26 protein-coding genes and 1 pseudogene are annotated in these 23,777 nt (G+C 46.0%); 16 read left to right on the top strand and 11 right to left on the bottom strand.

Annotated features, from left to right (window positions below; all coding sequences use genetic code 11):
• Positions 1–22 precede the first annotated feature (22 nt).
• Positions 23–874, bottom strand: a complete 852-nt coding sequence (gene rpoH, locus ACXAGP_RS05415) for an RNA polymerase sigma factor RpoH (RefSeq protein ID WP_475260022.1) — start codon at positions 872–874, stop codon at positions 23–25.
• Between the two features lie 307 nt (positions 875–1,181).
• Between rpoH and ACXAGP_RS05410 the strand changes: the two genes are divergently transcribed.
• Entirely contained in the window at positions 1,182–2,399 is a 1,218-nt protein-coding gene (locus ACXAGP_RS05410) for an EAL and HDOD domain-containing protein (RefSeq protein ID WP_475260021.1), read from the top strand.
• 9 nt (positions 2,400–2,408) lie between these two features.
• On the opposite strand, the gene ftsX is transcribed toward ACXAGP_RS05410, so the two are convergent.
• From ftsX to ftsY, 3 genes and pseudogenes are all read right to left on the bottom strand, one after another.
• A complete protein-coding gene (gene ftsX / locus ACXAGP_RS05405; protein WP_475260020.1) occupies positions 2,409–3,389 on the bottom strand; it encodes a permease-like cell division protein FtsX in 981 nt (326 codons plus the stop codon).
• Positions 3,386–4,069 carry a cell division ATP-binding protein FtsE gene (gene ftsE, locus ACXAGP_RS05400; RefSeq protein WP_338290509.1) on the bottom strand — a complete coding sequence of 228 codons (684 nt, stop codon included), beginning with the start codon at positions 4,067–4,069 and terminating at the stop codon, positions 3,386–3,388. Before ftsE ends, ftsX begins: the two co-directional genes overlap by 4 nt.
• Before the next feature lie 17 nt (positions 4,070–4,086).
• Positions 4,087–5,196 (bottom strand): annotated as a pseudogene (gene ftsY, locus ACXAGP_RS05395) (signal recognition particle-docking protein FtsY); the annotation flags it as partial.
• A gap of 214 nt (positions 5,197–5,410) precedes the next feature.
• Between ftsY and rsmD the strand changes: the two are divergent.
• Both rsmD and ACXAGP_RS05385 read left to right on the top strand, forming a co-directional pair.
• On the top strand, positions 5,411–6,004 hold the full coding sequence (rsmD, locus tag ACXAGP_RS05390) for a 16S rRNA (guanine(966)-N(2))-methyltransferase RsmD (RefSeq protein WP_475260019.1): 594 nt from the start codon (positions 5,411–5,413) through the stop codon (positions 6,002–6,004).
• 12 nt (positions 6,005–6,016) lie between these two features.
• Complete coding sequence (locus ACXAGP_RS05385) at positions 6,017–6,394, top strand: diacylglycerol kinase (RefSeq protein WP_475260018.1); 378 nt, start codon at positions 6,017–6,019, stop codon at positions 6,392–6,394.
• A gap of 24 nt (positions 6,395–6,418) precedes the next feature.
• On the opposite strand, the gene ACXAGP_RS05380 is transcribed toward ACXAGP_RS05385, so the two are convergent.
• Positions 6,419–6,994: a YjaG family protein gene (locus ACXAGP_RS05380; protein ID WP_475260017.1), complete on the bottom strand. Its 576-nt coding sequence runs from the start codon at positions 6,992–6,994 to the stop codon at positions 6,419–6,421.
• A 234-nt stretch (positions 6,995–7,228) separates the two neighbouring features.
• Between ACXAGP_RS05380 and ACXAGP_RS05375 the strand changes: the two genes are divergently transcribed.
• Positions 7,229–7,411, top strand: a complete 183-nt coding sequence (locus ACXAGP_RS05375; protein WP_475260016.1) for a MerR family transcriptional regulator — start codon at positions 7,229–7,231, stop codon at positions 7,409–7,411.
• Positions 7,412–7,496: 85 nt separating this feature from the next.
• Here the strand turns inward: ACXAGP_RS05375 and pepB are convergent, their stop codons facing one another.
• Positions 7,497–8,786 carry an aminopeptidase PepB gene (gene pepB / locus ACXAGP_RS05370; protein ID WP_475260015.1) on the bottom strand — a complete coding sequence of 430 codons (1,290 nt, stop codon included), beginning with the start codon at positions 8,784–8,786 and terminating at the stop codon, positions 7,497–7,499.
• A gap of 89 nt (positions 8,787–8,875) precedes the next feature.
• Between pepB and sfsA the strand changes: the two genes are divergently transcribed.
• The 7 genes from sfsA to panC all read left to right on the top strand — a co-directional run bounded on the left by sfsA (position 8,876) and on the right by panC (position 15,108).
• On the top strand, positions 8,876–9,586 hold the full coding sequence (sfsA, locus tag ACXAGP_RS05365) for a DNA/RNA nuclease SfsA (RefSeq protein ID WP_475260014.1): 711 nt from the start codon (positions 8,876–8,878) through the stop codon (positions 9,584–9,586).
• Between the two features lie 252 nt (positions 9,587–9,838).
• The gene (gene dksA / locus ACXAGP_RS05360) at positions 9,839–10,288 is read left to right on the top strand and encodes an RNA polymerase-binding protein DksA (RefSeq protein ID WP_338290518.1); all 450 of its coding nucleotides are present in this window, start codon (positions 9,839–9,841) and stop codon (positions 10,286–10,288) included.
• 82 nt (positions 10,289–10,370) lie between these two features.
• The gene (gene gluQRS / locus ACXAGP_RS05355; protein WP_475260250.1) at positions 10,371–11,282 is read left to right on the top strand and encodes a tRNA glutamyl-Q(34) synthetase GluQRS; all 912 of its coding nucleotides are present in this window, start codon (positions 10,371–10,373) and stop codon (positions 11,280–11,282) included.
• A gap of 225 nt (positions 11,283–11,507) precedes the next feature.
• Complete coding sequence (gene pcnB, locus ACXAGP_RS05350; protein WP_475260249.1) at positions 11,508–12,800, top strand: polynucleotide adenylyltransferase PcnB; 1,293 nt, start codon at positions 11,508–11,510, stop codon at positions 12,798–12,800.
• Complete coding sequence (folK, locus tag ACXAGP_RS05345) at positions 12,790–13,302, top strand: 2-amino-4-hydroxy-6-hydroxymethyldihydropteridine diphosphokinase (RefSeq protein WP_475260013.1); 513 nt, start codon at positions 12,790–12,792, stop codon at positions 13,300–13,302. The genes pcnB and folK overlap by 11 nt, the downstream gene beginning before the upstream one ends.
• Positions 13,303–13,397: 95 nt before the next feature.
• Positions 13,398–14,195: a 3-methyl-2-oxobutanoate hydroxymethyltransferase gene (gene panB / locus ACXAGP_RS05340; protein ID WP_475260012.1), complete on the top strand. Its 798-nt coding sequence runs from the start codon at positions 13,398–13,400 to the stop codon at positions 14,193–14,195.
• Between the two features lie 61 nt (positions 14,196–14,256).
• On the top strand, positions 14,257–15,108 hold the full coding sequence (panC, locus tag ACXAGP_RS05335) for a pantoate--beta-alanine ligase (RefSeq protein ID WP_475260011.1): 852 nt from the start codon (positions 14,257–14,259) through the stop codon (positions 15,106–15,108).
• 56 nt (positions 15,109–15,164) lie between these two features.
• Here panC and panP read toward each other — a convergent pair whose 3' ends face one another.
• Complete coding sequence (gene panP / locus ACXAGP_RS05330; RefSeq protein ID WP_475260248.1) at positions 15,165–16,778, bottom strand: pyridoxal-dependent aspartate 1-decarboxylase PanP; 1,614 nt, start codon at positions 16,776–16,778, stop codon at positions 15,165–15,167.
• 308 nt (positions 16,779–17,086) lie between these two features.
• Between panP and ACXAGP_RS05325 the strand changes: the two genes are divergently transcribed.
• Positions 17,087–17,794: an EAL domain-containing protein gene (locus ACXAGP_RS05325; protein ID WP_475260010.1), complete on the top strand. Its 708-nt coding sequence runs from the start codon at positions 17,087–17,089 to the stop codon at positions 17,792–17,794.
• Positions 17,795–17,952: 158 nt separating this feature from the next.
• Here the strand turns inward: ACXAGP_RS05325 and ACXAGP_RS05320 are convergent, their stop codons facing one another.
• The gene (locus ACXAGP_RS05320) at positions 17,953–18,285 is read right to left on the bottom strand and encodes a hypothetical protein (RefSeq protein ID WP_475260009.1); all 333 of its coding nucleotides are present in this window, start codon (positions 18,283–18,285) and stop codon (positions 17,953–17,955) included.
• A gap of 137 nt (positions 18,286–18,422) precedes the next feature.
• On the opposite strand from ACXAGP_RS05320, the gene ACXAGP_RS05315 reads away from it, so the two are divergent.
• From ACXAGP_RS05315 to ACXAGP_RS05300, 4 genes are all read left to right on the top strand, one after another.
• The gene (locus ACXAGP_RS05315) at positions 18,423–19,406 is read left to right on the top strand and encodes a transposase (RefSeq protein WP_475260008.1); all 984 of its coding nucleotides are present in this window, start codon (positions 18,423–18,425) and stop codon (positions 19,404–19,406) included.
• A gap of 229 nt (positions 19,407–19,635) precedes the next feature.
• Positions 19,636–19,845, top strand: coding sequence for an integrase core domain-containing protein (locus tag ACXAGP_RS05310; RefSeq protein ID WP_475260007.1), 210 nt, complete (start codon positions 19,636–19,638; stop codon positions 19,843–19,845).
• A 730-nt stretch (positions 19,846–20,575) separates the two neighbouring features.
• Positions 20,576–20,911, top strand: a complete 336-nt coding sequence (locus tag ACXAGP_RS05305) for a 5-carboxymethyl-2-hydroxymuconate Delta-isomerase (RefSeq protein ID WP_475260005.1) — start codon at positions 20,576–20,578, stop codon at positions 20,909–20,911.
• 39 nt (positions 20,912–20,950) lie between these two features.
• Entirely contained in the window at positions 20,951–21,172 is a 222-nt protein-coding gene (locus ACXAGP_RS05300) for a hypothetical protein (RefSeq protein ID WP_475260003.1), read from the top strand.
• Positions 21,173–21,196: 24 nt separating this feature from the next.
• Here the strand turns inward: ACXAGP_RS05300 and trmB are convergent, their stop codons facing one another.
• The 3 genes from trmB to ACXAGP_RS05285 are packed head-to-tail and all read right to left on the bottom strand — an operon-like array spanning position 21,197 to position 23,608.
• Positions 21,197–21,895 (bottom strand): tRNA (guanine(46)-N(7))-methyltransferase TrmB, encoded by a 699-nt coding sequence (gene trmB, locus ACXAGP_RS05295; protein ID WP_475260002.1) that lies wholly within the window; start codon positions 21,893–21,895, stop codon positions 21,197–21,199.
• A gap of 1 nt (position 21,896) precedes the next feature.
• On the bottom strand, positions 21,897–22,667 hold the full coding sequence (locus ACXAGP_RS05290) for an ABC transporter permease (protein WP_475260001.1): 771 nt from the start codon (positions 22,665–22,667) through the stop codon (positions 21,897–21,899).
• Positions 22,667–23,608, bottom strand: a complete 942-nt coding sequence (locus ACXAGP_RS05285) for an ABC transporter ATP-binding protein (RefSeq protein ID WP_475260000.1) — start codon at positions 23,606–23,608, stop codon at positions 22,667–22,669. Before ACXAGP_RS05285 ends, ACXAGP_RS05290 begins: the two co-directional genes overlap by 1 nt.
• Positions 23,609–23,777 lie beyond the last annotated feature (169 nt).

Below are 23,777 nucleotides of genomic sequence, written 5' to 3'. Positions count from 1 at the left end.
TAGAACTTCGAGTTAATGAAGACTAGCTCATGGCATTTTGTAGTTTCTTCATGGCATTTTTCTCAATCTGACGCACACGCTCGGCAGAAACATTGTATTTGTCTGCCAGGTCTTGCAATGTGGTTTTTTCATCAGATAACCAGCGAGTCTGCAAAATGTGTTGGCTACGCTCATCCAGCGTTTTAATCGCTGAATACAAACGCGCTGACGCGTTTTGGTCCCAATCGGCATTGATGACAGCAGATTCTACGTCTTCGCTTTTGTCTTCCAGGTATTGTACCGGGGCGAAACTACCACTTTCATCATCATCAGCAGAAAGGTCAAATGCCTGGTCCTGGCTGCTCATGCGTGCTTCCATCTGCAATACCTCTTTGGTACTCACACCAAGCTCGTTGGCAACGGTTTGCACTTCTTCGTGGGTAAACCAACCCAGACGTTTTTTGGCTTTGCGCAGATTAAAGAACAGTTTGCGCTGTGCTTTTGTGGTCGCCACTTTTACGATACGCCAGTTACGCAGCACAAATTCGTGAATTTCAGCTTTAATCCAGTGTACGGCAAATGACACAAGGCGCACGCCCATGGTGGGGTCGAAGCGTTTTACGGCTTTCATCAAACCGATGTTGCCTTCCTGGATCAGGTCGGCTTGAGGTAAGCCATAACCTGAGTAAGACTTAGCGATATGCACCACGAATCGCAGGTGCGACATGATCAGCTTTCGTGCTGATTCCAAGTCTTCATCTTCTCTTAAGCGAGTCGCTAACGCACGTTCCTCTTCAGCGGATAGCATGTTAATGCCACTCACATACTGAATGTACGAATCCAGACTTCCGCTTTGTGGAATGCTTAAAGCCATGGACTGTAATTTTGTGCTCATAATTACCTCTTCAATTTTTGCCGCTCGGATGCTAGCACAGCAAGGCGCTGATCGCCAGAGTTAACCAACTAGTTAACGTACGTATATAGTGAGAAATAGTTCAATTGCTGTTGTTTTAACCGAAACGGATAGATTTATATTTGTTGTTACCATGTCAGACCTGCTAAAGTTTATTTTTGTTTCGTGTCACGGGAATGAAAACTGCCTTTGAAATGTAACAGTTTTTTAAATCAGGACCGTATTCCCGACACAGAAACGATGGAGTCGACGTTGATTAGAGAGCGATTGCTAACTAAGAGGTAGATAGATGTTTGCGTATGTAGCTCGACAGGCCATATTAGACCGAGATAAAAACGTACTGGGTTATGAGCTGTTATTTCGCGATGGGAAACAGAACTGTTTCCCCAATGTTGCCCCTGACGAAGCCACTTCTAAAATCTTAGCTAGTAATCATTTAACCTTGGGATTAGATGAAATCACTGGCGGTAAGTTATCTTTCATTAATTTCTACGAAGATACCTTGTTATATCGTTTTCCCACTTCCCTTGATCCAATGGCTGTGGTTATCGAAATTGTTGAAACTGCCCCCATTAGCAAAGAATTATTAGCCGCTTGTAAACACATCAAACAGCTGGGCTATCGCCTGGCGTTAGACGATCACGACTTTGATCCAAAGTGGGATGTGTTCTTACCTTACATTGATATTATCAAAGTCGATATACGCGAAAGCGACTACGAAACTATCAAAAAGCACGTCCCTAAATTCCTCGATGCCAAGGTTAAGCTAATTGCAGAAAAAGTTGAAACCTACGAAGAATATGAGCTCTATAGAGATTTAGGTTGTCATTACTTTCAGGGTTACTTTTATGCCAGACCGGAAGTAATCAAACAGAAGAACATTCCTAACAACAAACTGTCTCTACTGGAACTCATCGGTGAAAGCGCCAAATCAGAAATGAATTTTGACCGCATCAACGACATTATTGAGCGAGATGTTGCCCTGTCATATATGTTATTGCGTTTTATTAACAATCCTACCATCAACAAACGCCATAAGATCTCCTCTTTGCGCCATGCGCTTAATTACATGGGAGAAGTGGAGCTTAAGAAATTTATTGCGTTATTAGCATTAGCAAACCTGGGAGATGCTAAGCCGATGGAATTGTTGCAAGTGTCGTTAGTCAGAGCAAAATTCTGTGAATTATTGGCAGCTCATCGCCATGATCCGGAAAATCCACCTAAGGGCTTTTTGGTGGGCTTGTTTTCTTTGATTGATGCCATGCTGGATCGCGAGATGACTAATCTTATGCAAAATCTACCGCTGTCCGACGATCTCAAAGCCGCCTTGTGTGGTGAGAGAAACAATTTATTGTTTTATCTGGAACTGGCAAAAACCTTTGAGTCTGCCAATTGGGGGCGCACCCGAAAATTGTCCCAATCATTAAAGGTGGAACAAAAGGTATTGCACGGCATTTATAATCAAGCGGTTGTGTGGAGTAATGCCATGCGCCAGAGTATCGGATAAGAGCTGATATTATTGCGGTTCAATTTGCCGAACGTAACGGGATACGGAAATGGCCGAGCCTGCCAGCCCCATAAATACGGAGATGCCCAGCATACTTATCAAGGTACTAAAGCCCATTCCCGCAAGGGCAAAATCCTGATTGTACAAAGACAAAATGTCTTCGATGTTAGATGACATCCACCATAGCAGCAGGGCAATAGTGATCCACGCCATGATCCCGCCCAAAAAACCGTACCAAAAACCCGTGTACAGAAATGGTCGCTGGATAAAGCTGTCGGTGGCTCCCACCAATTTCATGATCAAGATTTCACTGCGTTTATTAAAAATGTTTAAGCGGATGGTGTTACCCACAATCAGGATGACGGCAATGAATAACAGCACGGCGATCATAGATACCAACTCATTAGCGATGGCCAAAATGGCGTGCAACCGCTCCAACCACTCAATATCTAGCTTGCCGGATTCCACTTCGCGTTCTTGTAATAGCTTATCTAGTAAGGCCTTAGCGCTGCCGGGAGCACCGTGTTTGTCGGCAGGGTAAACCAGCAGCACATCAGGCAATGGATTGCTGTCCAGGTAATCTACAGCATCGCCAAACCCCGACAAATTGCGAAACTCTTCCAAGGCATCGTCGGCGGAAACAAAGGTTAAACTTTCGATTTCAGGCCAGGTTCGGACTCGCTTGATGAGTTGCTGAATGTCTGCATCGCTGGCTTGTTTTTTCAGAAATACGGAAATCTCTGCCGCCTGTTGTGTATCGGCGCTGATGTTATTGAGGTTTTTTACCAGCACATAGAGCGTGCCGGGCAGGGTAATACTCAAGCCAAGCACGGCAATGGTCATTACTGAGGCCAACGGCGTACGAATAATTTCACCAAAACTGGCAATGCATTGCCGAAAGTGACTGGTGAAAAACATTACCACCCTTTGGATAAAGGTGATCTGATGCTGTTGTGCTCCGCTTTGGCGGCTTTTAAATAACAAACTCATAGCTCAGCCCCGGATTCGGTTAGGCCGTCGTTAATCATTTGTCCGGATTTTAGGGTCAGGGTGCGATAATGCATGCGGGCAATCAAGCCTAGATCGTGAGTGGCGATAAACACCGAAGCCCCGGCTTTGTTGAAGGCTTCAAACAAGCGAATGATTTCCAGAGATAAGGCTGGATCCAGGTTACCAGTGGGTTCGTCCGCCAAAATAATAGGCGGGCGATTAACTACCGCACGAGCGATGCCAACACGTTGTTGTTCACCACCTGAAAGGGTTGCTGGTGGATTGTGCTGTTTGTGCAGTAGTCCAACGCGATCCAAAGCCGCATGTACCCGCGCATAAATTTGCTTGCGGGAGTATCCTTCAATCACCAAAGGCAGGGCAACATTGTCGAATACGGTTTTGTCCATCAACAGTTGATGGTTTTGGAAGATCATGCCGATATCACGTCGTACATAAGCGACGTCGCGGCGGGTGATGCGACTGAGATCATGGCCATTGATGTAGACCTTGCCAACGCTGGGGCGCTCCATGAGGCTGATGAGCTTTAGAAGGGTGCTTTTTCCGGCACCAGAGTGACCTGTCAGAAACACCATTTCGCCGGGGGCCACGTGGAAGTCCACCTTGCTCAAGGCAAGCTGACCACCCGGGTAGGTTTTACTGACTTCTTCAAATCTGATCATTCTGCTAGCGGATCTTATTATTTTTGTTGTTGGAATAATGCGTCAACAAAGGTATTGGCGTCAAATGTCTGTAAATCATCTATGCCTTCGCCGACGCCGATAAAACGCACCGGTGTCTGGAATTTATCCGCCAGCGCAAAGATAACGCCACCTTTGGCGGTGCCGTCTAATTTGGTGAGTGTGAGCCCTGTTATCCCCACTGCTTCACTGAACAGGTTCATCTGGCTAACAGCATTTTGGCCTGTACCGGCGTCAAGGGTTAACATCACTTCATGGGGGGCTTCAGGGTCCAGTTTTTTCATTACCCGAACTACTTTTTTAAGCTCTTCCATCAGGTTGTCTTTGTTTTGCAAGCGTCCGGCGGTATCCGCGATGAGGACGTCGGCATTACGCGCTTTGGCTGATTGCAATGCATCAAATAATACCGATGCACTGTCGGCACCGGTATGCTGGGCAATAACCGCAATGTCGTTGCGCTCACCCCATACCTGTAGTTGTTCTACGGCTGCAGCCCGAAAGGTATCTCCAGCGGCCAGCATTACAGATTTGCCTTGGCTTTTTAATTGTTTTGCTAGTTTGCCGATAGTGGTGGTTTTACCCACGCCATTAACACCAACCATTAAGATAACATAAGGTGATTTGCTACCGTCTATCTCAAGGGGGGCGCTCACCGAGGAGAGCATGTCACGCATGTGATTTTTCAGAACAGGATATAGCTCATCGGCATTTTTAAGCTGACTGCGGCTCGCTATATCGGTTAATTCGTCAATAATTTTTGTGGTGGTTTCCACTCCCAAGTCTGCTGTTAACAGCTGAGTTTCTAATTCCTCAAACAGATCATCATCAATGTTTTTACCGAGAAAAAGATTCGCCATGCCGGAACCGATGCTATCACCCGTTTTGGCCAGGCCCTTTTTAAGCCGAGTAAAGAAGTTTTCCTGAGGTTGCTCTTCCTCTATTTCCTCAGTATGACTGTTTGTTTCAGATATTGTTTCTTCTTGAGTCTCTGGCTGTACTTCTTGAACTGGTACAGGGGCTGATACAGCCTTGTTTTGTGTCTCTGGCTGTTGTTGTGGCTTTTCTGCCTGTTCTGTATTTTCTTGTGACGGGTCAGCCTGCTGGTTTTTATCTTTGTTAAACCAATCGAAAAATTTTGACATCGTTAATCTAATTCCTGATGTTTCAGATATTCTGAATCTATTGCGCTAAACATGAGTCAGTTACGGTTGTGCAGATCCTGATTAGGGATTTTGCTAAACTGGCGAAACGGGTCCGAAAAAGCCAATTTCAGACTATTTCTTATTCTAACGCGAGATGATATCACAGGGGAGCCAGCCTTCAATGCGCGCGAAAAAATCAGCCTCATCTAAATCCTCCGGGTTTATACGGATTATTTCCGGTAAATGGCGTGGTAGAAAGCTACCGGTGATCGATAGTGAGGGTTTACGGCCCACCACAGATCGAACCAAAGAAACCCTGTTTAATTGGTTGATGCAAGATGTGGTGGATGCTCAGTGCCTGGATGTGTTCGCAGGTTCTGGCTCACTTGGGCTGGAGGCATTATCCCGTTATGCCAAATCTGTCACCCTGATTGAAAAGCAAAAAGACATTGCAGCCGCTCTGAATAGGATCAAAGCCTTGTTACAAGCCAGCGATAGTGAGTTAACAGTAGTTAATCAAGATGCCGTGGCATGGTTAAAACAGTGCCGGGAATCCTATAACCTGGTGTTTATCGATCCGCCTTTTAAGAAGAATCTGTTACAACCCGTGATAGACACTTTACTTAGTCAAAATTTGTTGCAAGATGGCGCATTGCTTTACATCGAGCATGAAATTGAACTGGATTGGCCTTTGCCACCAAAGCTAGTGGAAATAAAACGTAAAAGTACTCGTCAGGTATGTTCACTACTGGTGCAATTTCAGGCCCAAAATTAAGAAACCAACAAAATGCACAACAAACCGAATGGTACCGGTATTTCCCGTCTTTTTAAGGCGACTAAGTGCTCAATGGATGGCATCACGCTAGCATGGCAGCACGAGTCAGCATTTCGTCAGGAATTGTCTCTGGCGCTGGTGATGTGTCCGCTGGCATTTTTTGTCAGTAACTCGGTAGAGCAACTACTGCTGCTGATTTTTCCGGTATTTCTACTGGTAATTGTGGAGCTGCTGAATAGTGCCATCGAGGCCACGGTGGACAGGATCAGTACTTCTTTACACCCTTTGTCTAAACAGGCAAAAGATATTGGCTCTGCTGCGGTGTTTTTTGTGCTGGTATTACTTACCCTGACATGGGGTATTATTCTGCTGAATAACTTTGTGCTTTAGATGGCGAAATTGGCCTTTTGCAGCCTAAGCTATCTCCAGACCGATATTGCTAATGCCTTCTGCTGTGGCCATGCTTTTTAGCTGTTTTACCAGCTCTTTGTCGCGTTTGATATTACCCTGTAGAAAGCTAATCAACTCTGACTGAAACTCGATCTCCCATGCCATCAACGGATGCTGTTTAATATCTTCCTGTTCGCCTTCCGATGCTTCGATGTAGGCCTCTACACAGCCTTGAGATACTTTACTTACTACTACGGCGCCCTGTGCATCTTCACCGGAAATCAAATTGAGAACCGAATCCAAAGAGACGGCGAAATCCAGGGCTGGATAGACACCATAATTGTCAAACTGACTGATATCAGGTGTGCCTTCGTCCAATTTAAGGCGTTGTGACTCGTAGTTGATTTTGGTTTTTGGCGTACCCACCCATTCCCACAAGGTGTTCAGAGTGTTGCGCATTAGTGCAGGGTCGTAAAATTCAGTGAGTTCACAAAACAGGTGATAGTTTGGATACATTCTTTCCAACAAGGTTAAGGCAAAGGCACTGGCTCGCCAGTCATTGAATTCGCGTACTTGCTGAAAAATTGTTAATTTGGCCAAAATGTATCTCTAAAATTTTTGCAGGCTAGTTTGCCTTGAATTAATTCCCCGCACAATCCCGAAACGGAACAAAAGTCCTTCTCGGGTTTACCTAATCGCGAAATCTGTGCTATCTATTAAATTTCATGTTAAATGAATTCTGAAATCTCAGGCCTTTATCGACATAGGTCTGAGTATATGTGTAACCTTTAAATTCCTGAAAAACAGCCAATAATAATCAGGAGGAGTAAATCAATGAGCTTAATGACAGTCGCAGAAGTCGCAGAATATCTGGGCATTCAAGATGTAAGAGTACAACGCCTGGAAAGAGAGCATTTGTTAAATGCGAAAGAGAAAGATGCGGCTGGCGCGCCATTGTTCGATCGCACCGACGTTGAAAAATACAAAGAATTAGCTGAGCGTTTAGGCGGCATTTAAGTTACCCAAAAGCAAATCTGATCGGTTTATCGTTAAAGGGCACCCAAAAGGTGCCCTGTTGATTTTTATCCCACTTAGAAACGAATTAGTCCAATAAACTGGCTAACATTCTAATACCTTGAGCAGTTGCTCCCGCAGGTTGTGTATCCGTTGCACTGCCGTTAAACGCAGCGGCCAAATCCACATGCAACCAACCTTTGCCCTCATCAGGTACAAAACGACTTAGAAATCCAGCGGCATTACTGGCACCACCGGCACCACCACCTTTTTGCGGACGGCTGTTGGCCGTATCGGCGTAAGGTGAAGGGCAATTGTGTTGGTGAAATGCTTCCAGTGGCAGAGGCCAGGCGGGCTCATTGACTTGCTCAGCGACATCCATGGTAAGTTCCCGCAGGGCTTTATCACGGCTGAAAATGGCATTGTAGTGATTACCCACGGCAACATGGGCAGCACCCGTTAATGTGGCGGCATCAATAATGCGTTTGGGCTGATATTCGCTGGCCTTTAACAAGCCATCTGCCAGCACCAGGCGGCCCTCAGCGTCAGTATTCACCACTTCTACCGTTAAGCCGTTTTTATAAGTAATAATGTCGCCAAGCTTGTAGGCATGGCCGCTGATCAGGTTTTCAGCACAACACAGAATTAAACGGGTGCGCTCAGTCAAACCATTCATGATGGCCAGACCCAAAGCTCCTGTCACCGTTGCGGCACCACCCATATCGCATTTCATTGCTAACATGCCTTCGCTGGGTTTAATGCTGTAACCACCACTGTCAAACGTAATACCTTTGCCCACGAGCACTGTATTAACAGGGGCATCGGGATTGCCGGTTGGATTGTAATCTAAATCTAATAATACTGGAGGACGGTCGCTGCCTCTGCCTACTTCGTATACCCCATTCCAGCCCGCTTCTTGCAATTCTTCACCAGTGATAGTGGTGAAGCTAACATGCTCTGGACAAAGCTCTGTTAACCAATTAGCTGCGCGCTTAGCCAGCGCTTCGGGTGAAACATTTTGTGGTGTGTCGTTAATCAATTCCACAGTAAACGCGTGGGCCGCCAAGGCATTTTTCAACTGCACATCCTGCTCTGCAACCTGGACACTATAAGTTTGTCGGGCATCATTGAAGGCCGTGCAAAAAGCAAAACTTTGTTCGGTATTCCAGTCGCCTTGCAAGCTGGCAGAACGGGTTAGAGAGGACAGCTTGCGCGCCGCTTGCTTGATTGCCCGGAGCTGTTCGCTGGCATCGTCCGGGAGGTGAATAGTGGCACCATCGGACCCGATGGAAAGGGGGCCATTGGCATTCCATGGTGCGGGTGCAGGTGAGTTACTGATAAAAATGGAGAGTGTTGTGTCGTTAGGGCGGTCAACCATTGAACATTCCTTAGAAAAATTTGGTGATACCAGAGAAGTTTGACACAATCAGCGCTTAGTTTAAATGTCCTCTCACACGTAGCTGGCCGATGCGATTTTCGAATAATTTAATTTGTGGCACCTTGGTAAAACGCTACAAGCGATTCCTTGCCGATGTGGCATTGGAAAATGGCTCCATAGTCACGGCCCACTGCCCCAATACCGGTGCTATGACAGGTTGTGCTGAACCGGGCTTTAAAGTTTGGCTCAGCAGCAATAACGATCCAAAACGCAAGCTTAAGTACACCTGGGAAATTGCGGTTGACCACGATCATAATCTCATCGGTATCAATACCCACAATGCTAACAAGCTGGTGTACGAAGCATTGTGTCAACGTCGCCTGGGGGAGTTTTCGGCGTTCCGGCAATATCGCCGGGAAGTCAAATTTGGCAACGAAAACAGCAAAGTAGATTTTCTGTTGTCTAACAGCGAGCACGCCCAAATGTATCTGGAAGTTAAATCTGTGACGCTGGCACAAAACGGATTGGGCATGTTTCCTGATACGGTGACGACTCGGGGGCAAAAACACCTGCGGGAGCTGACATCTATGGCGTTGCAAGGCAACAATGCAGGTATTTTATTTTGTGTACAACACACTGGCATCAAGCGTGTGGCCATCGCTAAAAAATTGGATCCGGAGTATTTTGAATTAATGCGCAGAGCAATAAAAGCCGGGGTTAAAGTATTCGCCTATGGCTGTGACATCACAGAAAAAGAGATATTGCTCAATCGTCAGTTACCCTTTACTTACGATGTATAACTCACAATTTTTTTACAAAAATAAAGATTTTGCTTGAAAAGTTTTAAATTATCGCCATATTTGCCGAGCGATAAAAATTGTGTCAATCTGCTTTGTTAGAGTAATAGTAATCGCTGACTTGTATTCCCGGCAACGGCCTGCTTTTGTGATTGTTGTGGGTAACGGACATCAAATATTGCTCTTGTTGTAGATTTTTGTATAAGATAGCGACCCTTTTTAGCAGGTCTCATAGTCGTTTAGGAGAATTGACCTATGCCGACAGGTAAAGATGGTAAAACGTTAGGGCTTTTGGCGCTGGCTGGCTTGGAGCCTTACCAAGAGAAAGACGGCGAAGAATATATGAACGACAGCCAACTGGAGCATTTCCGGTTGATTCTGTCTGCCTGGCGCGACCAGCTTCGCGAAGAAGTTGATCGTACCGTGCACCATATGCAGGACGAAGCTGCAAACTTTCCCGATCCGGTGGACCGTGCCGCTCAGGAAGAAGAGTTTAGCTTAGAGTTGCGCACCCGTGATCGTGAACGTAAGTTGATCAAAAAAATCGAAAAAACCCTCAAGCGTATTGAGGATGATGATTTCGGATTTTGTGATTCGTGTGGTATTGAGATTGGTGTTAAGCGTCTCGAAGCCAGACCAACTGCAGATATGTGTATTGATTGCAAAACCATGGCTGAAATCAAAGAGAAGCAATTATTAGGTTAGGAAAAAGCTGCATTTTGCAGCTTTTTTTATGCCCGGTAATCCACTGCAATCCAAACTGGCGGAATGACGCTACACGTTGACCATGGTAAACCGCACTCCCAAAGAAGCCGTATCCGGTTATCGAGGCCGGTTTGCACCTTCACCCAGTGGAAATTTGCATTTTGGCTCTCTGGTAACCGCGCTGGCCAGTTACTTGTTGGCCCGTCAAGCTCATGGGCAATGGCTGTTGCGTATTGATGATATAGATACGCCGCGTGTCCAGTCTGGTGCTGCCGATGCGATTTTAGCGACACTGGAAGCCCATGGTTTAAAGTGGGATGAAGCAGTCTATTATCAAAGCCAACAGAATGACCGCTATGAGCACTACTTAAAGCTGTTACAACAGCGGCAGCAGTGCTATTTTTGTGATTGCACTCGTCAGGCCATCAAGTCTCGTGCGTCTCAATACGATGGATTTTGTCGAAATCGACATTTATCTGGTGAGGAATGTGCTATTCGGCTGAGAAATCCGGGCCAATCCTTGGTGCTTCAGGATGTTTTACTCGGGGATATCCAGCCGCCTGAAGCTATCGTCAATGAAGATTTTGTATTGCGCCGTCGCGATGGGATCTGGGGTTATCATTTGGTAGCCGTGCTGGATGATTTAAATCAGGGAATAACACAGGTGGTGCGAGGTGCGGATCTGTTATTGCCCAGCGCTTGCCAGTTGGTATTGTATGAGCTGCTTGGTGAACACCCCCCGTCCTTTTTGCACGTACCACTGGCCGTCTCTGCGCCGGGTAAAAAACTCAGTAAGCAAAATCACAGTCCACAACTGAATAACAGTCGCGCTGCAGAGAATCTGCTGCAAGCATTGGATTATTTGGGCCTACAGGTGCCACCACTGTTACATGGAGCCTCTTGTTCCGAGTTGTTACAATGGGCGGTGGAACACTGGCAAGTTTACAATTTGGCTAAGGTATCAGAAAAAAAGGTGGCAGCGCACTGGTGTTGACGAAAAGTTATTCAAATTAGCGGCGGATTGGTTTAAAATCCGCGCCCGAAAAAGTGCGCGAAAAGCAGTTTTTTCGGCAATTTTTACCTACACTATCAATTATGGAATCATCGACAGTTCGGAGTCAGGCGTATCATTTCCAGGGTTTTTGACAAAGTAAGGAATGCGTTCACTGGAAAGGGTGAAACTGAAGCAGGCGAACAAGTGGCCTCTGAGGCTGTGCTGGTGCCGCGTGCAGAGCACAATGTTTCAAGAGAAGACATCAGTCCGAATGCCTTAAAAGTGCTTTACCGCTTGCACGGTGCTGGTCACCAGGCTTATCTGGTGGGAGGCTGTGTGCGTGATCTGCTGTTGGGTCAGCATCCCAAAGACTTCGATGTGGTAACCGACGCCACACCAGAACAAATTAAGGCCTTGTTCCGCAATTGTCGCTTGATTGGGCGGCGTTTTCGATTGGCGCATATTGTGTTTGGTCGCGAAGTCATTGAAGTGGCAACCTTCCGAGGTCATCATCAAATTGATGAATCCGGTAGTGCGCAAACCAGCAAGCAAAGCGAAGCAGGTCAGTTACTGCGTGATAACGTCTTTGGCACGATTGAAGAAGACGCAGAGCGCCGAGATTTCACCGTCAATGCCATGTATTACAACATTGCTGATTATAGCATTCGCGACTTTGCTAACGGACGAGGGGCGATTGCTAAACGCGAGCTGGAGTTGATTGGCGACCCAGAGACCCGCTATCGCGAAGATCCAGTGCGTATGTTGCGAGCCGTGCGTTTCGCGGCTAAGCTGGACTTCAACATTACGCAACGTGCAGCCCAGCCTATCCCGGAGTTGGCAGAACTATTAAACAATGTTGCGCCGGCTAGATTATTCGAAGAAGTCATTAAGTTGTTCATCAACGGCGCCGGGGTTAAAACCTTTGAGCTGATGCAGAAGTACCATTTGTTCGGTCAGTTATTCCCGCAAGTACAGCCTTTATTGGACAACACACAAGGCAAGGAATACCAGTTCTTACAAAAAGTATTAACCAATACCGACAATCGTATCAACTCGGGCTTACGCGTTACACCAGCCTTCTTTTATGCCGCTGTGATGTGGTATGCCGTAGAAGAACGTCAGCAGCAACATGTGAATGAGGGCGGTTTTAATCGCCACGATGCCTTTATTATGGCCATGAATGATGTGTTACACAGACAAATGCAGCGCATCATGATCCCCAAGCGCTTTACCACCGTGATCCGCGATATCTGGTTATTGCAACACCGCTTGCCAAAACGCTTCGGCAAACGCGCATGGGTAACCCTTGAACATGCCCGATTCCGCGCAGCCTACGATTTTATGGTGTTACGCGGTGAAGTGGAAGGTGGTGAGATAGCAGAAGTTGCTCAGTGGTGGACAGAATTCCAGGAAGCGGGCCCCGCGCAGCGCAAAAAAATGCTGGCAAATCTGCGCGGCAAAGACGGCAAACCCACCCGCAGAAAACGCCATTACCACAACAAGAACCGTGATAACTGAGTCGGTTTATATCGGGCTCGGCGCTAACCTCAATGATCCCGTAACACAGCTCAAAAGCGCCTTGAAATCACTGCAGACATTACCTGAAACGCAACTTGTCAGCCACTCCAGTTTATTCAGCAGTAAGCCACTCGGGCCGCAAGCGCAACCGGAATACGTTAATGCGGTCGCTGAACTGCGCACTGAACTTGCCCCTCTATCATTATTAGATGCCCTTCAGGCCATAGAGCAACAACAAGGGCGGGTGCGCAAAGAAGAGCGCTGGGGACCGCGCACGCTAGATCTGGATATCATTTTATTTGGTAGCCAACTTATCAACTCGGAGCGATTAACTGTCCCTCATTACCATTTTCACGCCAGAGAGTTCGTGCTGTATCCCATGTATCAAATTGCCCCGACGCTTTGTTTGCCGGATGGGACCCCGTTAGCTACCCTGATATCTCAGGTGCCGGATAATGGTTTAACCGAGTTGATCCCGGCTCGTGATCTGAGGATTGCTTGAAATCATGAAATTTCTTCGTATAGTGCAGCTTGAAACAGGCGTTTGAATTTAGCAATATTCAACGCCCCAGAACAATTGAAAAGGGCAGTATAGTAATGAAAAAAGTGACCACTTCAGTATTACTGAAAATGAAGCAGGAACGTCAAAAGATAACCGTACTCACTGCCTATGATGCCAGTTTTGCCAAACTTTTTGACGAGGCGGGTATTGATGTGATGCTTATCGGGGATTCCTTGGGGATGGTATTGCAGGGCGAGGATTCTACGCTTCCTGTGAGTGTTGATGATATCGCTTATCACACCCGTTCGGTACGTAACGGTACAACACGGACATTGGTGGTGGCAGATATGCCATTTATGTCCTATGCGACACCAGAACAAACCTACCAAAACGCAGCAAAATTGATGGCTGCCGGGGCCAATATGGTAAAACTGGAAGGCGGGGAATGGCTTCTGGAAACTATCGAAGGCTTGGTACAAAGGGGCATTCCTGTTTGCGGACACCTGGGGTTAACACCACAATCGGTGAATGTCATTGGCGGTTTTAAAGTACAAGGCCGGGACCAGGACAAAGCTCAAAAAATGATAAACGAGGCACAACAACTGGAGCGAGCTGGTATTCAGATGTTGGTGCTTGAGTGTGTACCCACTAACTTGGCTGCAGCTATAACTGAAGCGGTTTCCATTCCGGTTATCGGTATTGGTGCCGGTAACAAAACTGATGGCCAGGTGTTAGTAATGCACGATATGTTTGGTATCAGTGCCAACTATATGCCGAAGTTTTCTAAAAATTACCTGGCCCAAACCGGCGATATCCGAAAAGCAGTTAGCGCCTTTATTGATGAAGTTCACAGCGGCGCCTTTCCGGATGAGTCACACAGTTTTGCGGACTAACGCCTATGGCTCATCAATCTGACAATTTTTTCACAAGCGACTTTTTCACAAGGGCGGGCAAATGCTAAAAATAGCCGACATTGTAAAATTAAGAGAGCAGCGTCGTAGCTGGCAACTAGAAGGCAAGGTTATTGGCTTTGTACCCACCATGGGCAATTTGCACGATGGCCACTTGCAGCTAGTGCGAGAAGCAAAAAAAAGCTGCGATATCGTGGTGGTGTCTATTTTCGTTAACCCGATGCAATTTGGCCCCAATGAAGACCTGGATGCTTACCCCAGAACCATGGAAGAAGACTGCGCTAAGCTTGAAGCCTTGGGAGTCGATTGTTTATTTACGCCTGACGCCGAAGCGATTTACGCCAGAGGCCTGGAGCAGCAAACCTTTGTGGAAGTGCCGGGTATTTCTTACATGATCTGTGGTGCCAGTCGCCCAGGCCATTTTCGCGGCGTAGCCACCATCGTATGTAAATTGTTTAATATGGTGCAGCCTAACCACGCTTTTTTTGGTGAGAAGGATTTTCAGCAATTGCAGGTCATCAAAGCCATGGTGCAGGACCTTTCTATGAACCTCACCATTCACGGTGTAGCAACCGTCAGAGAAAGTGATGGCCTGGCCATGAGCAGTCGCAATGGTTATCTCAACGACAAAGAACGCAGTATAGCCCCGAAACTCTATTCAGCGCTCTTAACCTTATCGGAACAGATTATTTCCGGCAGACGTGATTTTCGCCAGTTGGTAAAAGAGCATACATTGTTTTTAAATAATGCTGGTTTTAAAACCGACTACATTGAAATCCGGTGCGCTGAGACCCTGATGCACCCCAGTCACGAAGACACTGAATTGGTGATCCTGGCGGCTGGCTTTTTAGGCAAGACGCGTCTTATCGATAATTTGCCAGTAAGTCTGGATTGAGATAGCAACTTAACTGTGCGCTGCAGAGGATCTGCAGCGCCTAAGTGATTTCTGCTTCAGGCGGCGGGTGAGATAAGTTTCTGAAAGGTTTGTGTCTTTTCTGAAATGGCCTTTTGCTCCGCTAGAATATCCAGCAAATCCTGTTTTGTGGTGAGTGGGTTGGCCAGAATCACGCGAAATACGGTAATGGTTAGTCCCGGGTATTTAGCCACTTCAAGACGAGTACGAGACACGAAGGACTTGCCTGACTCCCGTTGCTGCTTCTGTACTCTCACTGTTAATTCGTCAAGACGTTGATTGATTCTCTCTTTTTCTGCGCTGCTGGCTTGCTGCAGTTGCGCTTGCACGATGCGCGGACATGCGCGATAAGTGAGGATACATAATGTCGGGTCGGTAACCAGTTCAAAATCCGGATCATCGTTAATCAGTTGGGCAAACAACTGCGCTTTTTCGATGCTTTGATCTACCAGTAGTTCATAGCCACTTCTGCCAAAGATATGCAGTGCAGAATACACCAGCATCGCCATACCGTTACGGGAACCTTCCAGTGTAGTGGCACCTAAATCTTTTGAGCCAGCGCGTAAAATGTAGTTAGCATGGTGGCGAACGGCATTGGAGTCTTCTGGGTTCTTGAACAGCACCATGCCTGCTCCCATGGGCACGTACATTTGCTTGTGGGCATCAATGGTAACGGAATCAGCGCGCTCGATACCCGCAAGTAGTTTGGCGTGGGTATTGGAAAACAGCGTTGGGCCGCCCCAGGCAGCGTCTACATGGAAATGGCAACCCAATTGTTGTGCTACATCGGCGAGTTCATTAAGCGGATCGATGTGGCCGGTTTCCGTAGTCCCCGCAACGCCAACAATGGCGAGTACTTTATTGCCTTTTGCTTCAAACTCTCTGGCTGCTTGCAACGCTTTTTCCGGTGAAAGAGTTTGCCCCGGACAATCGATGGTAAGCAACTGCTCTCTTCCTAAGCCAAGTAAATCAACGGCTTTAGAAAGTGAATAATGACCTCGTTTAGAGCAGATAACAGCCAGCTTTTTGTAGCCGTAATGGCTCATTGCGGCCGCGACACCTTCTTTGGCCACCCCTTTAAAATCGCCGTCAGGTTTTAGCAAGTTATTGCGGGCCACCCATAGTGCAGTAATGTTGGCGATAGTGCCACCAGAGCAAAATGCCCCCAGGGAGCGACGGGCGCTGTGGAGGTGTGCCTGGTAGAAGTCATCGCTGTCGTCGTATATTAGCTTGTGCAGCATGCCCAGCACCTGACGCTCTAGCGGTGTAAAGGCTTTAGAGGTCTCGATTTTTACCGGGTTTTGATTTAATCCCACCAGTAATTTGGACAAGGGCAAATGGAAATAGGGCAGAGCCGAGGTCATGTGCCCAATAAACGTAGGAGAGTAGGTGTTAACCGAGTTGGCAACCAGTTTGTCTAACAAATGTTCGGCATGAGCAGAGACAAATTCCGGCTCTTCCGGGACACGAAAATCGGCAAAGTCTTGCTCAAGGTCTTCTAGCGAGCGGGCCTGTGTTACCACGTGTTGACTCAGAAAGTCCGACAGGTTTGCCGACAAATGCTGCTCGATTTCTGCCAGTTTAGAGTCACCTTGCTCGGGCACGGTAAATACCCGATATAAATGCTCCAGGCTTGCTTTCGCTTTTTTCAACACGATCTCTCACTCAAGGGTTGCGTACCGACTATCAAAAGAAAGGCACCAACTATCAACAACAGTATAGTCAATTTGCCAAAAACCCCGAAAATCGAAATAACCTGGAGTCAAAGACAGCTAACACGCTAGTTTACTTTTTTATGTCATTGGCTGCAATCTACCTTGATATTGCCGCGTAAGTTAGACAAGACGGCGTTTGCTGCTATATTCAGGAAAAGCAGACGTGGAAAACTGCGCACGTTATAAAAACGCCGTTATTTCAGTGTTCACATGGCTTCTCGTCGGCTGTTTTTAAGGTTCATACTATGCAAGTGCAAGAGATCAGTCAGGATTTTAATCTGGAGAATGTCGTACCATTTTTCCAGCCCATCATGGACTTAAATCAAGAAGGGGTTTGGGGTTACGAATGCTTAGCCCGGCTCATCTATCCCGGTGAACACATATTCATGCCCAGTGATTTTCTCTATCTGGTGGAAAAAAATGCCTGTCATGGTGAACTTACGCAAAAGATTTTTCACGAAAGTGCTCAGTATTTCCGCAACCGCCAGGTTAACTGGAGCATCAACATTACGGAACAGGACGTACTTGATCCACAAACGACGGTTTTTCTGGAGCGCAGCTTGCGGGACTATCCCAATGCTCACCGTATTACCCTGGAGATATGTACTCATACCTTGTTCTGCTACCCCGAGCAGTTCAAAACTTTTTTACTGTTAGGAAAAACCCTTGGTATTCAAATACTCATTGACCGCTTTAGCAACCCTGCAGAGCAGCTGCTCAAAGTACTCGATTACCCTATTGATGGGGTTAAAGTGGAAAGTGGTGCTATTCAAGCACTAGTGCAATCTCAGTCTGAAGTGATGCAAGAGGTTTTGCTCAAGGCTAAAGGCAACGATGCGCTATTGATTGCTGAACATGTAGAAGATGATTTTACCCTCAAAACGCTACGCAATATCGGTATCGAATACGGGCAGGGCTTTTATTTTAGTCAGCCAGCGCCTGTGGTTGGTTAACTATTTACTAAAACCTTGTTCTGTGTATCTATGTTCACTCATTAGTAGAGCCTAACGCTTTATTAATGGACACATAAATGCTTGGCTAAAGTGAGCGGTAAAGGAGCACAAGCCAAGCGTTTTGCATCCTGTGAAGTCATTTAAGTAACTTGATAGAGCTACTTTATATAATCTTGAATTTTTTTATGCACTGCCTTGGCGGAGAAACATCTAAAACCGAACTGTCCGTGCTTATGCTTTACGACAACAATGCCTGTAAACCAGCCAAATTTCCAATTGGTACTAACAATGTCAGCAAGCTTAACATTTATGTCAGGAACTACATCGGCGTCACCGTAATTGGCGATATTATTGACCAGTCTGTTCACATTATTTGGCGAAAAGCATAAATAGTCTTCACTAAGCGTTATTTTTCCAGCAACCCAGTTTTTAATACCGAAACGGTTCAACTTATCAGGATCATAGATAGCATTAGCTAATTTGGTAAACACTGACTCTCCTTGTAGCTCTAACAGTTAATTTAAAGAAACTTATTAAGACACCCATCATAACTGTACTTCAGTACAGTTTCTATTTTGTCTCATTTGTGCAAAATGGGATTTGAATTGAGTGCTCAGGAGGAGTCGTTATGCCAAAAGCCAGGAAGGCCCAAATTAGTCTAGAAGATACGCCCTATTACCATTGTGTTTCTCGCTGTGTGCGCAGAGCGTTTTTATGTGGAGAAGACAAGTTTACTGGCACAAGTTATGAGCACCGCCGGCAGTGGGTACAGGACCGCATTCACTTATTATCACAAGTATTTGCCATCGATGTGTGTGCCTACGCGGTGATGAGTAACCACACCCATCTGATATTGCACATACATAAAGAGCTATCTGAAAGCTGGAACACGGAAGAAGTGATTCGCCGCTGGCATCAGCTTCATAAAGGGACATTACTTAGCCAACAATACCTGAACCCACAGCAGCGGTTACAAATGGTTGAATCTCAGCTTATGGCCGTTGAGGAAACAGCGAATATCTGGCGACAACGATTAACGGATATCAGCTGGTTCATGCGTTGCCTCAATGAACACATCGCTAGGGAAGCAAATAAGGAAGATGAGTGTACTGGACGTTTCTGGGAAGGCCGATTCAAATCTCAAGCATTGTTGGATGAAGCGGCATTAACAGCCTGTATGGCTTATGTCGATTTGAACCCTATCAGAGCCAAGATGGCGAAAACACCCGAAGAGTCTGACCATACCAGTATTCAGTATCGCATTAATGCAGCCAAAGCAGGGAAATCGCCAAAATTCCTGATACCTTTTGCCGGGAGTATCAGGGAAGGTATGCCCCATGGTTTACCTTTTCACTTTACAGACTATCTGGAGCTGGTGGATTTTACAGGCAGAGCCATCCTGCCAGACAAACGAGGAGCAATTGAGAGTTCAACTCCGACTATTCTGGAAAGACTCAATCTGAAGGTAGAGCAATGGCAGGAACTGACTACTCAATTTGAAGAATGTTTTCATCATGCTGCAGGTGGAGAATCTTATCTTGAGGCATATCGGCAACGACACAAACTAAAGCGGCTGAGAGATAAGCGCGCCTCAATTCGATTGTTTGGTTGATTTAATTCCACGCTAGCCTACACATAACATAATCGCTGCAAGGTAAGGAAGCCGCATGGCTGAACTTTACACATTTAACCATCTTAAACTTTAATCTCATCTCACAGGCTCAAATTCAGACCCGAAAAACACATTTAGAGTGCATCTCGCTTTTTTAGTGGCGTGTCATGAAAAGAGACGTGTCGTAAAGAGCCGGCGGATTTTAAGATGGGTGTCCTTTATATTTAGCATGAGTAGACGGGGAAATCCATTAGATAATGCGACGATGGAATCCTGGTTTCATACGCTAAAAGCTGAAGTGATCCACAAGAAAAAATACAAACAACGATCCGATGTGATTTGGGATATAAAACGTTACATTGAGTTTTACAATACGGAAAGACTACACTCTAGTCTGGGTTACAAAAGCCCAACAAATTTTGAAAAACAGTGTCTATGAAAATGGTGCAAGATCAGAACGAGGAGCAGCCAATGGATTTTTGTTCGGGTTGATTGCATTGTTAGCGGCGTCACAAAATGTCCATTGAATGGACTAAGGGATACTGGTCATTGGGATTTGACGAACTTGAACATCCGCTGACAAATACAGTTATTTTGTCTCCAGTAGCTTTAGATGAAAGTAATAAAGATAACATAAGATCTTTGCCTGCATGACTTTCTGAAATGTAAAAACCTAGATTATTTCCACAATCGTCGGGGTTTTCATGCTCGCTTACAAAGAATGCAATGATGTTTCCTTTAGCCCCTATTTTAATTGAACTCAGTTCGCTTCCGCTTAACCTTCCAGCGGAAACAGTTGAGAATGAGACTAATAAAGACAATAAGATAATGTATTTCATAGGTATGAGACTATTTAGCAGCTAACATTTTTATAGACGACAAATGTCCAACAAAAACAGGACAATTGTCGTTTTTTCACATCCAACCACTTTATGCCTAATTAATATCCCTGTAAATACAACGGCTTAAAACTTCAGGAAATACCTGGTTTGCAGAAAAACGACAAATGTCGTCTATCAAGAGAAAAACAACATCAATAAGCAAACCCATTCTGAATCCACTATTTCTCATCTTATATTCCCTGTCTCATCCGAAATTCCTATAATACCTCTCACTCACAAATGACTTCCTTCGGGAAGGTCATATAAATCAATCTAAGGAAGGAAACTATGCCCCACTGTATTGTTGAATACTCTGCCGATCTCAAAGCGCAACCACTCATGACTGCGGTGTTTGATGGCACCTTGAAATCAGGATTGTTTAGTCATGATGGTGTTGATATTAAAGTGCGAGCGTTGCCCTTCGAGCATCATATAACCGGGGACACACAGGCTTCATTTATACATGTTGTTCTTAAGATTCTGGCGGGTCGAACCAGCGAACAAAAACAACGGCTGTCAGATTCGGTGTTACAGCAACTCCTCAGTAATAACTACTCAGATTGCTCTGTTACCGTTGAGGTATTAGATATCGATACACCCAGTTATGCCAAGGCGTTGGTTTAGTGCCGCAAGCATTCGGCAAAAAAAGAATGGAGTTAAGTCATGAATAAAAATCTGATGGATTGGGTACTGTTGCTCATCGCTATTTTTGCGATAATGGGCGCCGTATTCGTAGCAGGGGTAGTAGCAGGGCAGACCATTGCTACCGGTGACGTTGAGCTATCACCTCTACATTACGGTATTTTAGGCGGTGGGATCTGTGGGGTGTCTGTGTTAATACGCAGTGTGAAGAAGCTGCAAATCCGCTTTAATCAACAGCCTTAACAGGGCGTAAAAAGAGACGCATTGTTACAGTGAGCTTACTAACTGCCAGCTTTGCTGGCCGCTGTTCCAGTATTTGCGCTCAAACGGGGTAAACGGCGTTCCTTGCTCCACCTGGTTAATGGCGGCACTGCGACCACATAGTTCCAGTGCTTTGGCAAATTCCTGTACATAGATTTGCCAATTACTGCGCACGGTTAGGGTACCGCCAATAGCCAGAATATCCTGCAGAGATGCTGTGGCATGCCAGCGTTTTTGCACCTGTGCCGATTTAGGGTAGGGGTTGGGATACAATAGGTAGTGTCGAACTACCGACCAGTTCGCTGCCTTCACTAAACGCCAGAAGTCTATGACATCCGCTCTAACCACGCAGTAATTACTTACTTCGCTTTCGGAAGCTGTATTACCTTGTACAAACTTTTGATACTCTTCCTGCTTGCCGTGCTTCTCTACTCGCACTGCGGATTTATCAACACCAATTACCAAGGAATCGGGATACTGTTTAGCCAGTCGCCAGGTGCTTTCGCCAATACCGCAGCAGGAATCGAGAATAATGTCTTTTTCTGGAAACTGCTTTAGCCAGGCGGATACCCGCTCGAAGGCTTCTTGCGTATGTGCCTGGATTGGTTTTTGGTTAACACTGCTTTGATGGCGTAAAACAATCTCAGGCAGCTTATCGTGGATGTCCGTTTGATTAGTACTAATGGAGCGAGAGTTACCTTGCATATCAGGAACGGATCCCCGTACCGGTAGACAATAAACGCCAAGCAATGCCGGCGAATATCAGATTAAATACCACTAAAACAGAAAGCGAGGTCAGTACGGTAAAATCTGACTGGCCCAAAAAGCCAAAGCGGAAGCCACTGACCATGTATACAATCGGATTGACTTTACTCACCCATTGCCAGAATTCCGGTAACAAGGATAAGGAGTAAAACACACCACCTAAATAGGTTAAGGGGGTGAGCACAAACGTGGGAATAATACTGATGTCGTCAAAGGTCTTAGCGTAAACCGCGTTGATAAGCCCTGCTAAAGAGAATAGCGTAGAAGTAAGTACTAACGTAATGATAATAACTGGCAGGCTGTATAAGCTTATATCCACAAACAACAGCGAGATACAGGTAACAATAATCCCGGTGAGCACGGCCCGGCTCAATCCGCCGCCCACATAACCGGCGATAATCACCCAGGTGTGCACTGGCGAAACAATGAGCTCTTCAATATTACGTTGAAACTTGGAGCTGAAAAACGACGAGGAGACGTTGGCGTAAGAGTTAGTGATCACCGACATCATGATAAGGCCGGGCACAATAAACTCCATATAAGAAAAACCGCCCATTTCGCCAATGCGACTGCCAATCAGGCTACCAAAAATCACGAAGTACAAGGTCATGGTAATGGCGGGAGGTACTAAGGTTTGCACCCAAATACGGGTAAAACGCGTGATCTCTTTACGCCAGATGGTGCGCAGTGCTACCCAATTATAAGCATCCATTAGTTGGCCTCCTGTGTTTGTTCATTGGCTTTTCTGCCATTTTCCACCAATGTCACAAACAGCTCCTCTAATCGATTAGCTTTATTGCGCATACTCATGATTTCAATGCCCTTGTCGGTGAGTTGCTGAAACAAGCGGTTTAAGCTGTTTTCTTTGGGAATGTCCACTTCCAGGGTATGGATGTCGGGCATGCGATAGGTAAAGCCTTCCAGTTTCGGATCTGCGCTGCAGCCGGGTAAGTCCAAAATGAAGGTTTCCATGTTCAGTTTACCCAGAAGGCCTTTAATACTGGTGTTCTCCACAATAATACCCTTATCAATGATGGCAATATTGCGGCACAACATCTCTGCTTCTTCCAGGTAGTGGGTGGTGAGAATAATGGTAATACCTTGCTCGTTGATTTCTTTTAAGAAGCTCCACATGGAGCGCCGGATTTCGATGTCTACCCCAGCTGTCGGTTCGTCAAGAATCAACATTTTTGGTTCGTGCATCAGCGCCCTGGCAATCATCAGGCGTCGTTTCATACCGCCAGATAAAGTGCGGGCGGGTTGATTGCGTTTTTCCCACAAGTCCAATTGCTTGAGGTACTTCTCTGCTCGCTGTAGAGCGATATTTCGGGGAACACCATAAAAACCCGCCTGATTACAGACGATTTGCAGCAAGGTTTCGAACTGATTGAAGTTGAATTCCTGAGGTACCAAGCCGATGCAGGCTTTTGCTGCGGCCAGTTCGGTATCAATAGAATGGCCAAATACAGACACCTCGCCTTCGGATTTGTTCACCAAAGAGCTGATAACGCCAATCGTTGTCGATTTACCCGCACCATTGGGGCCAAGTAACGCAAAAAAGTCGCCGGAATCCACGGTTAAATCAATGCCTATTAAGGCTTGAGTGCCACCCTTATAGGTTTTTTTCAGGCCTTTTATTGCCAATGCGTGCATGTTGTTTCCCATCGTTCTGTGTGCCAAGGATATTGCGGTGATTTTAATTTATTCAACCCGTATAAAACTAATTCCCGGCGGCAGTATTGTGCCAGCGAGTCAGGAATTGCTTACAGGCTTGATAATGACGGTTTTGTTGCAATGGTTTTAATTGCCAACCTGTCTGATA

It is taken from the genome of Planctobacterium sp. AWM4_229, assembly GCF_056160305.1.
This window is presented reverse-complemented; position numbering and strand designations above follow the sequence as displayed.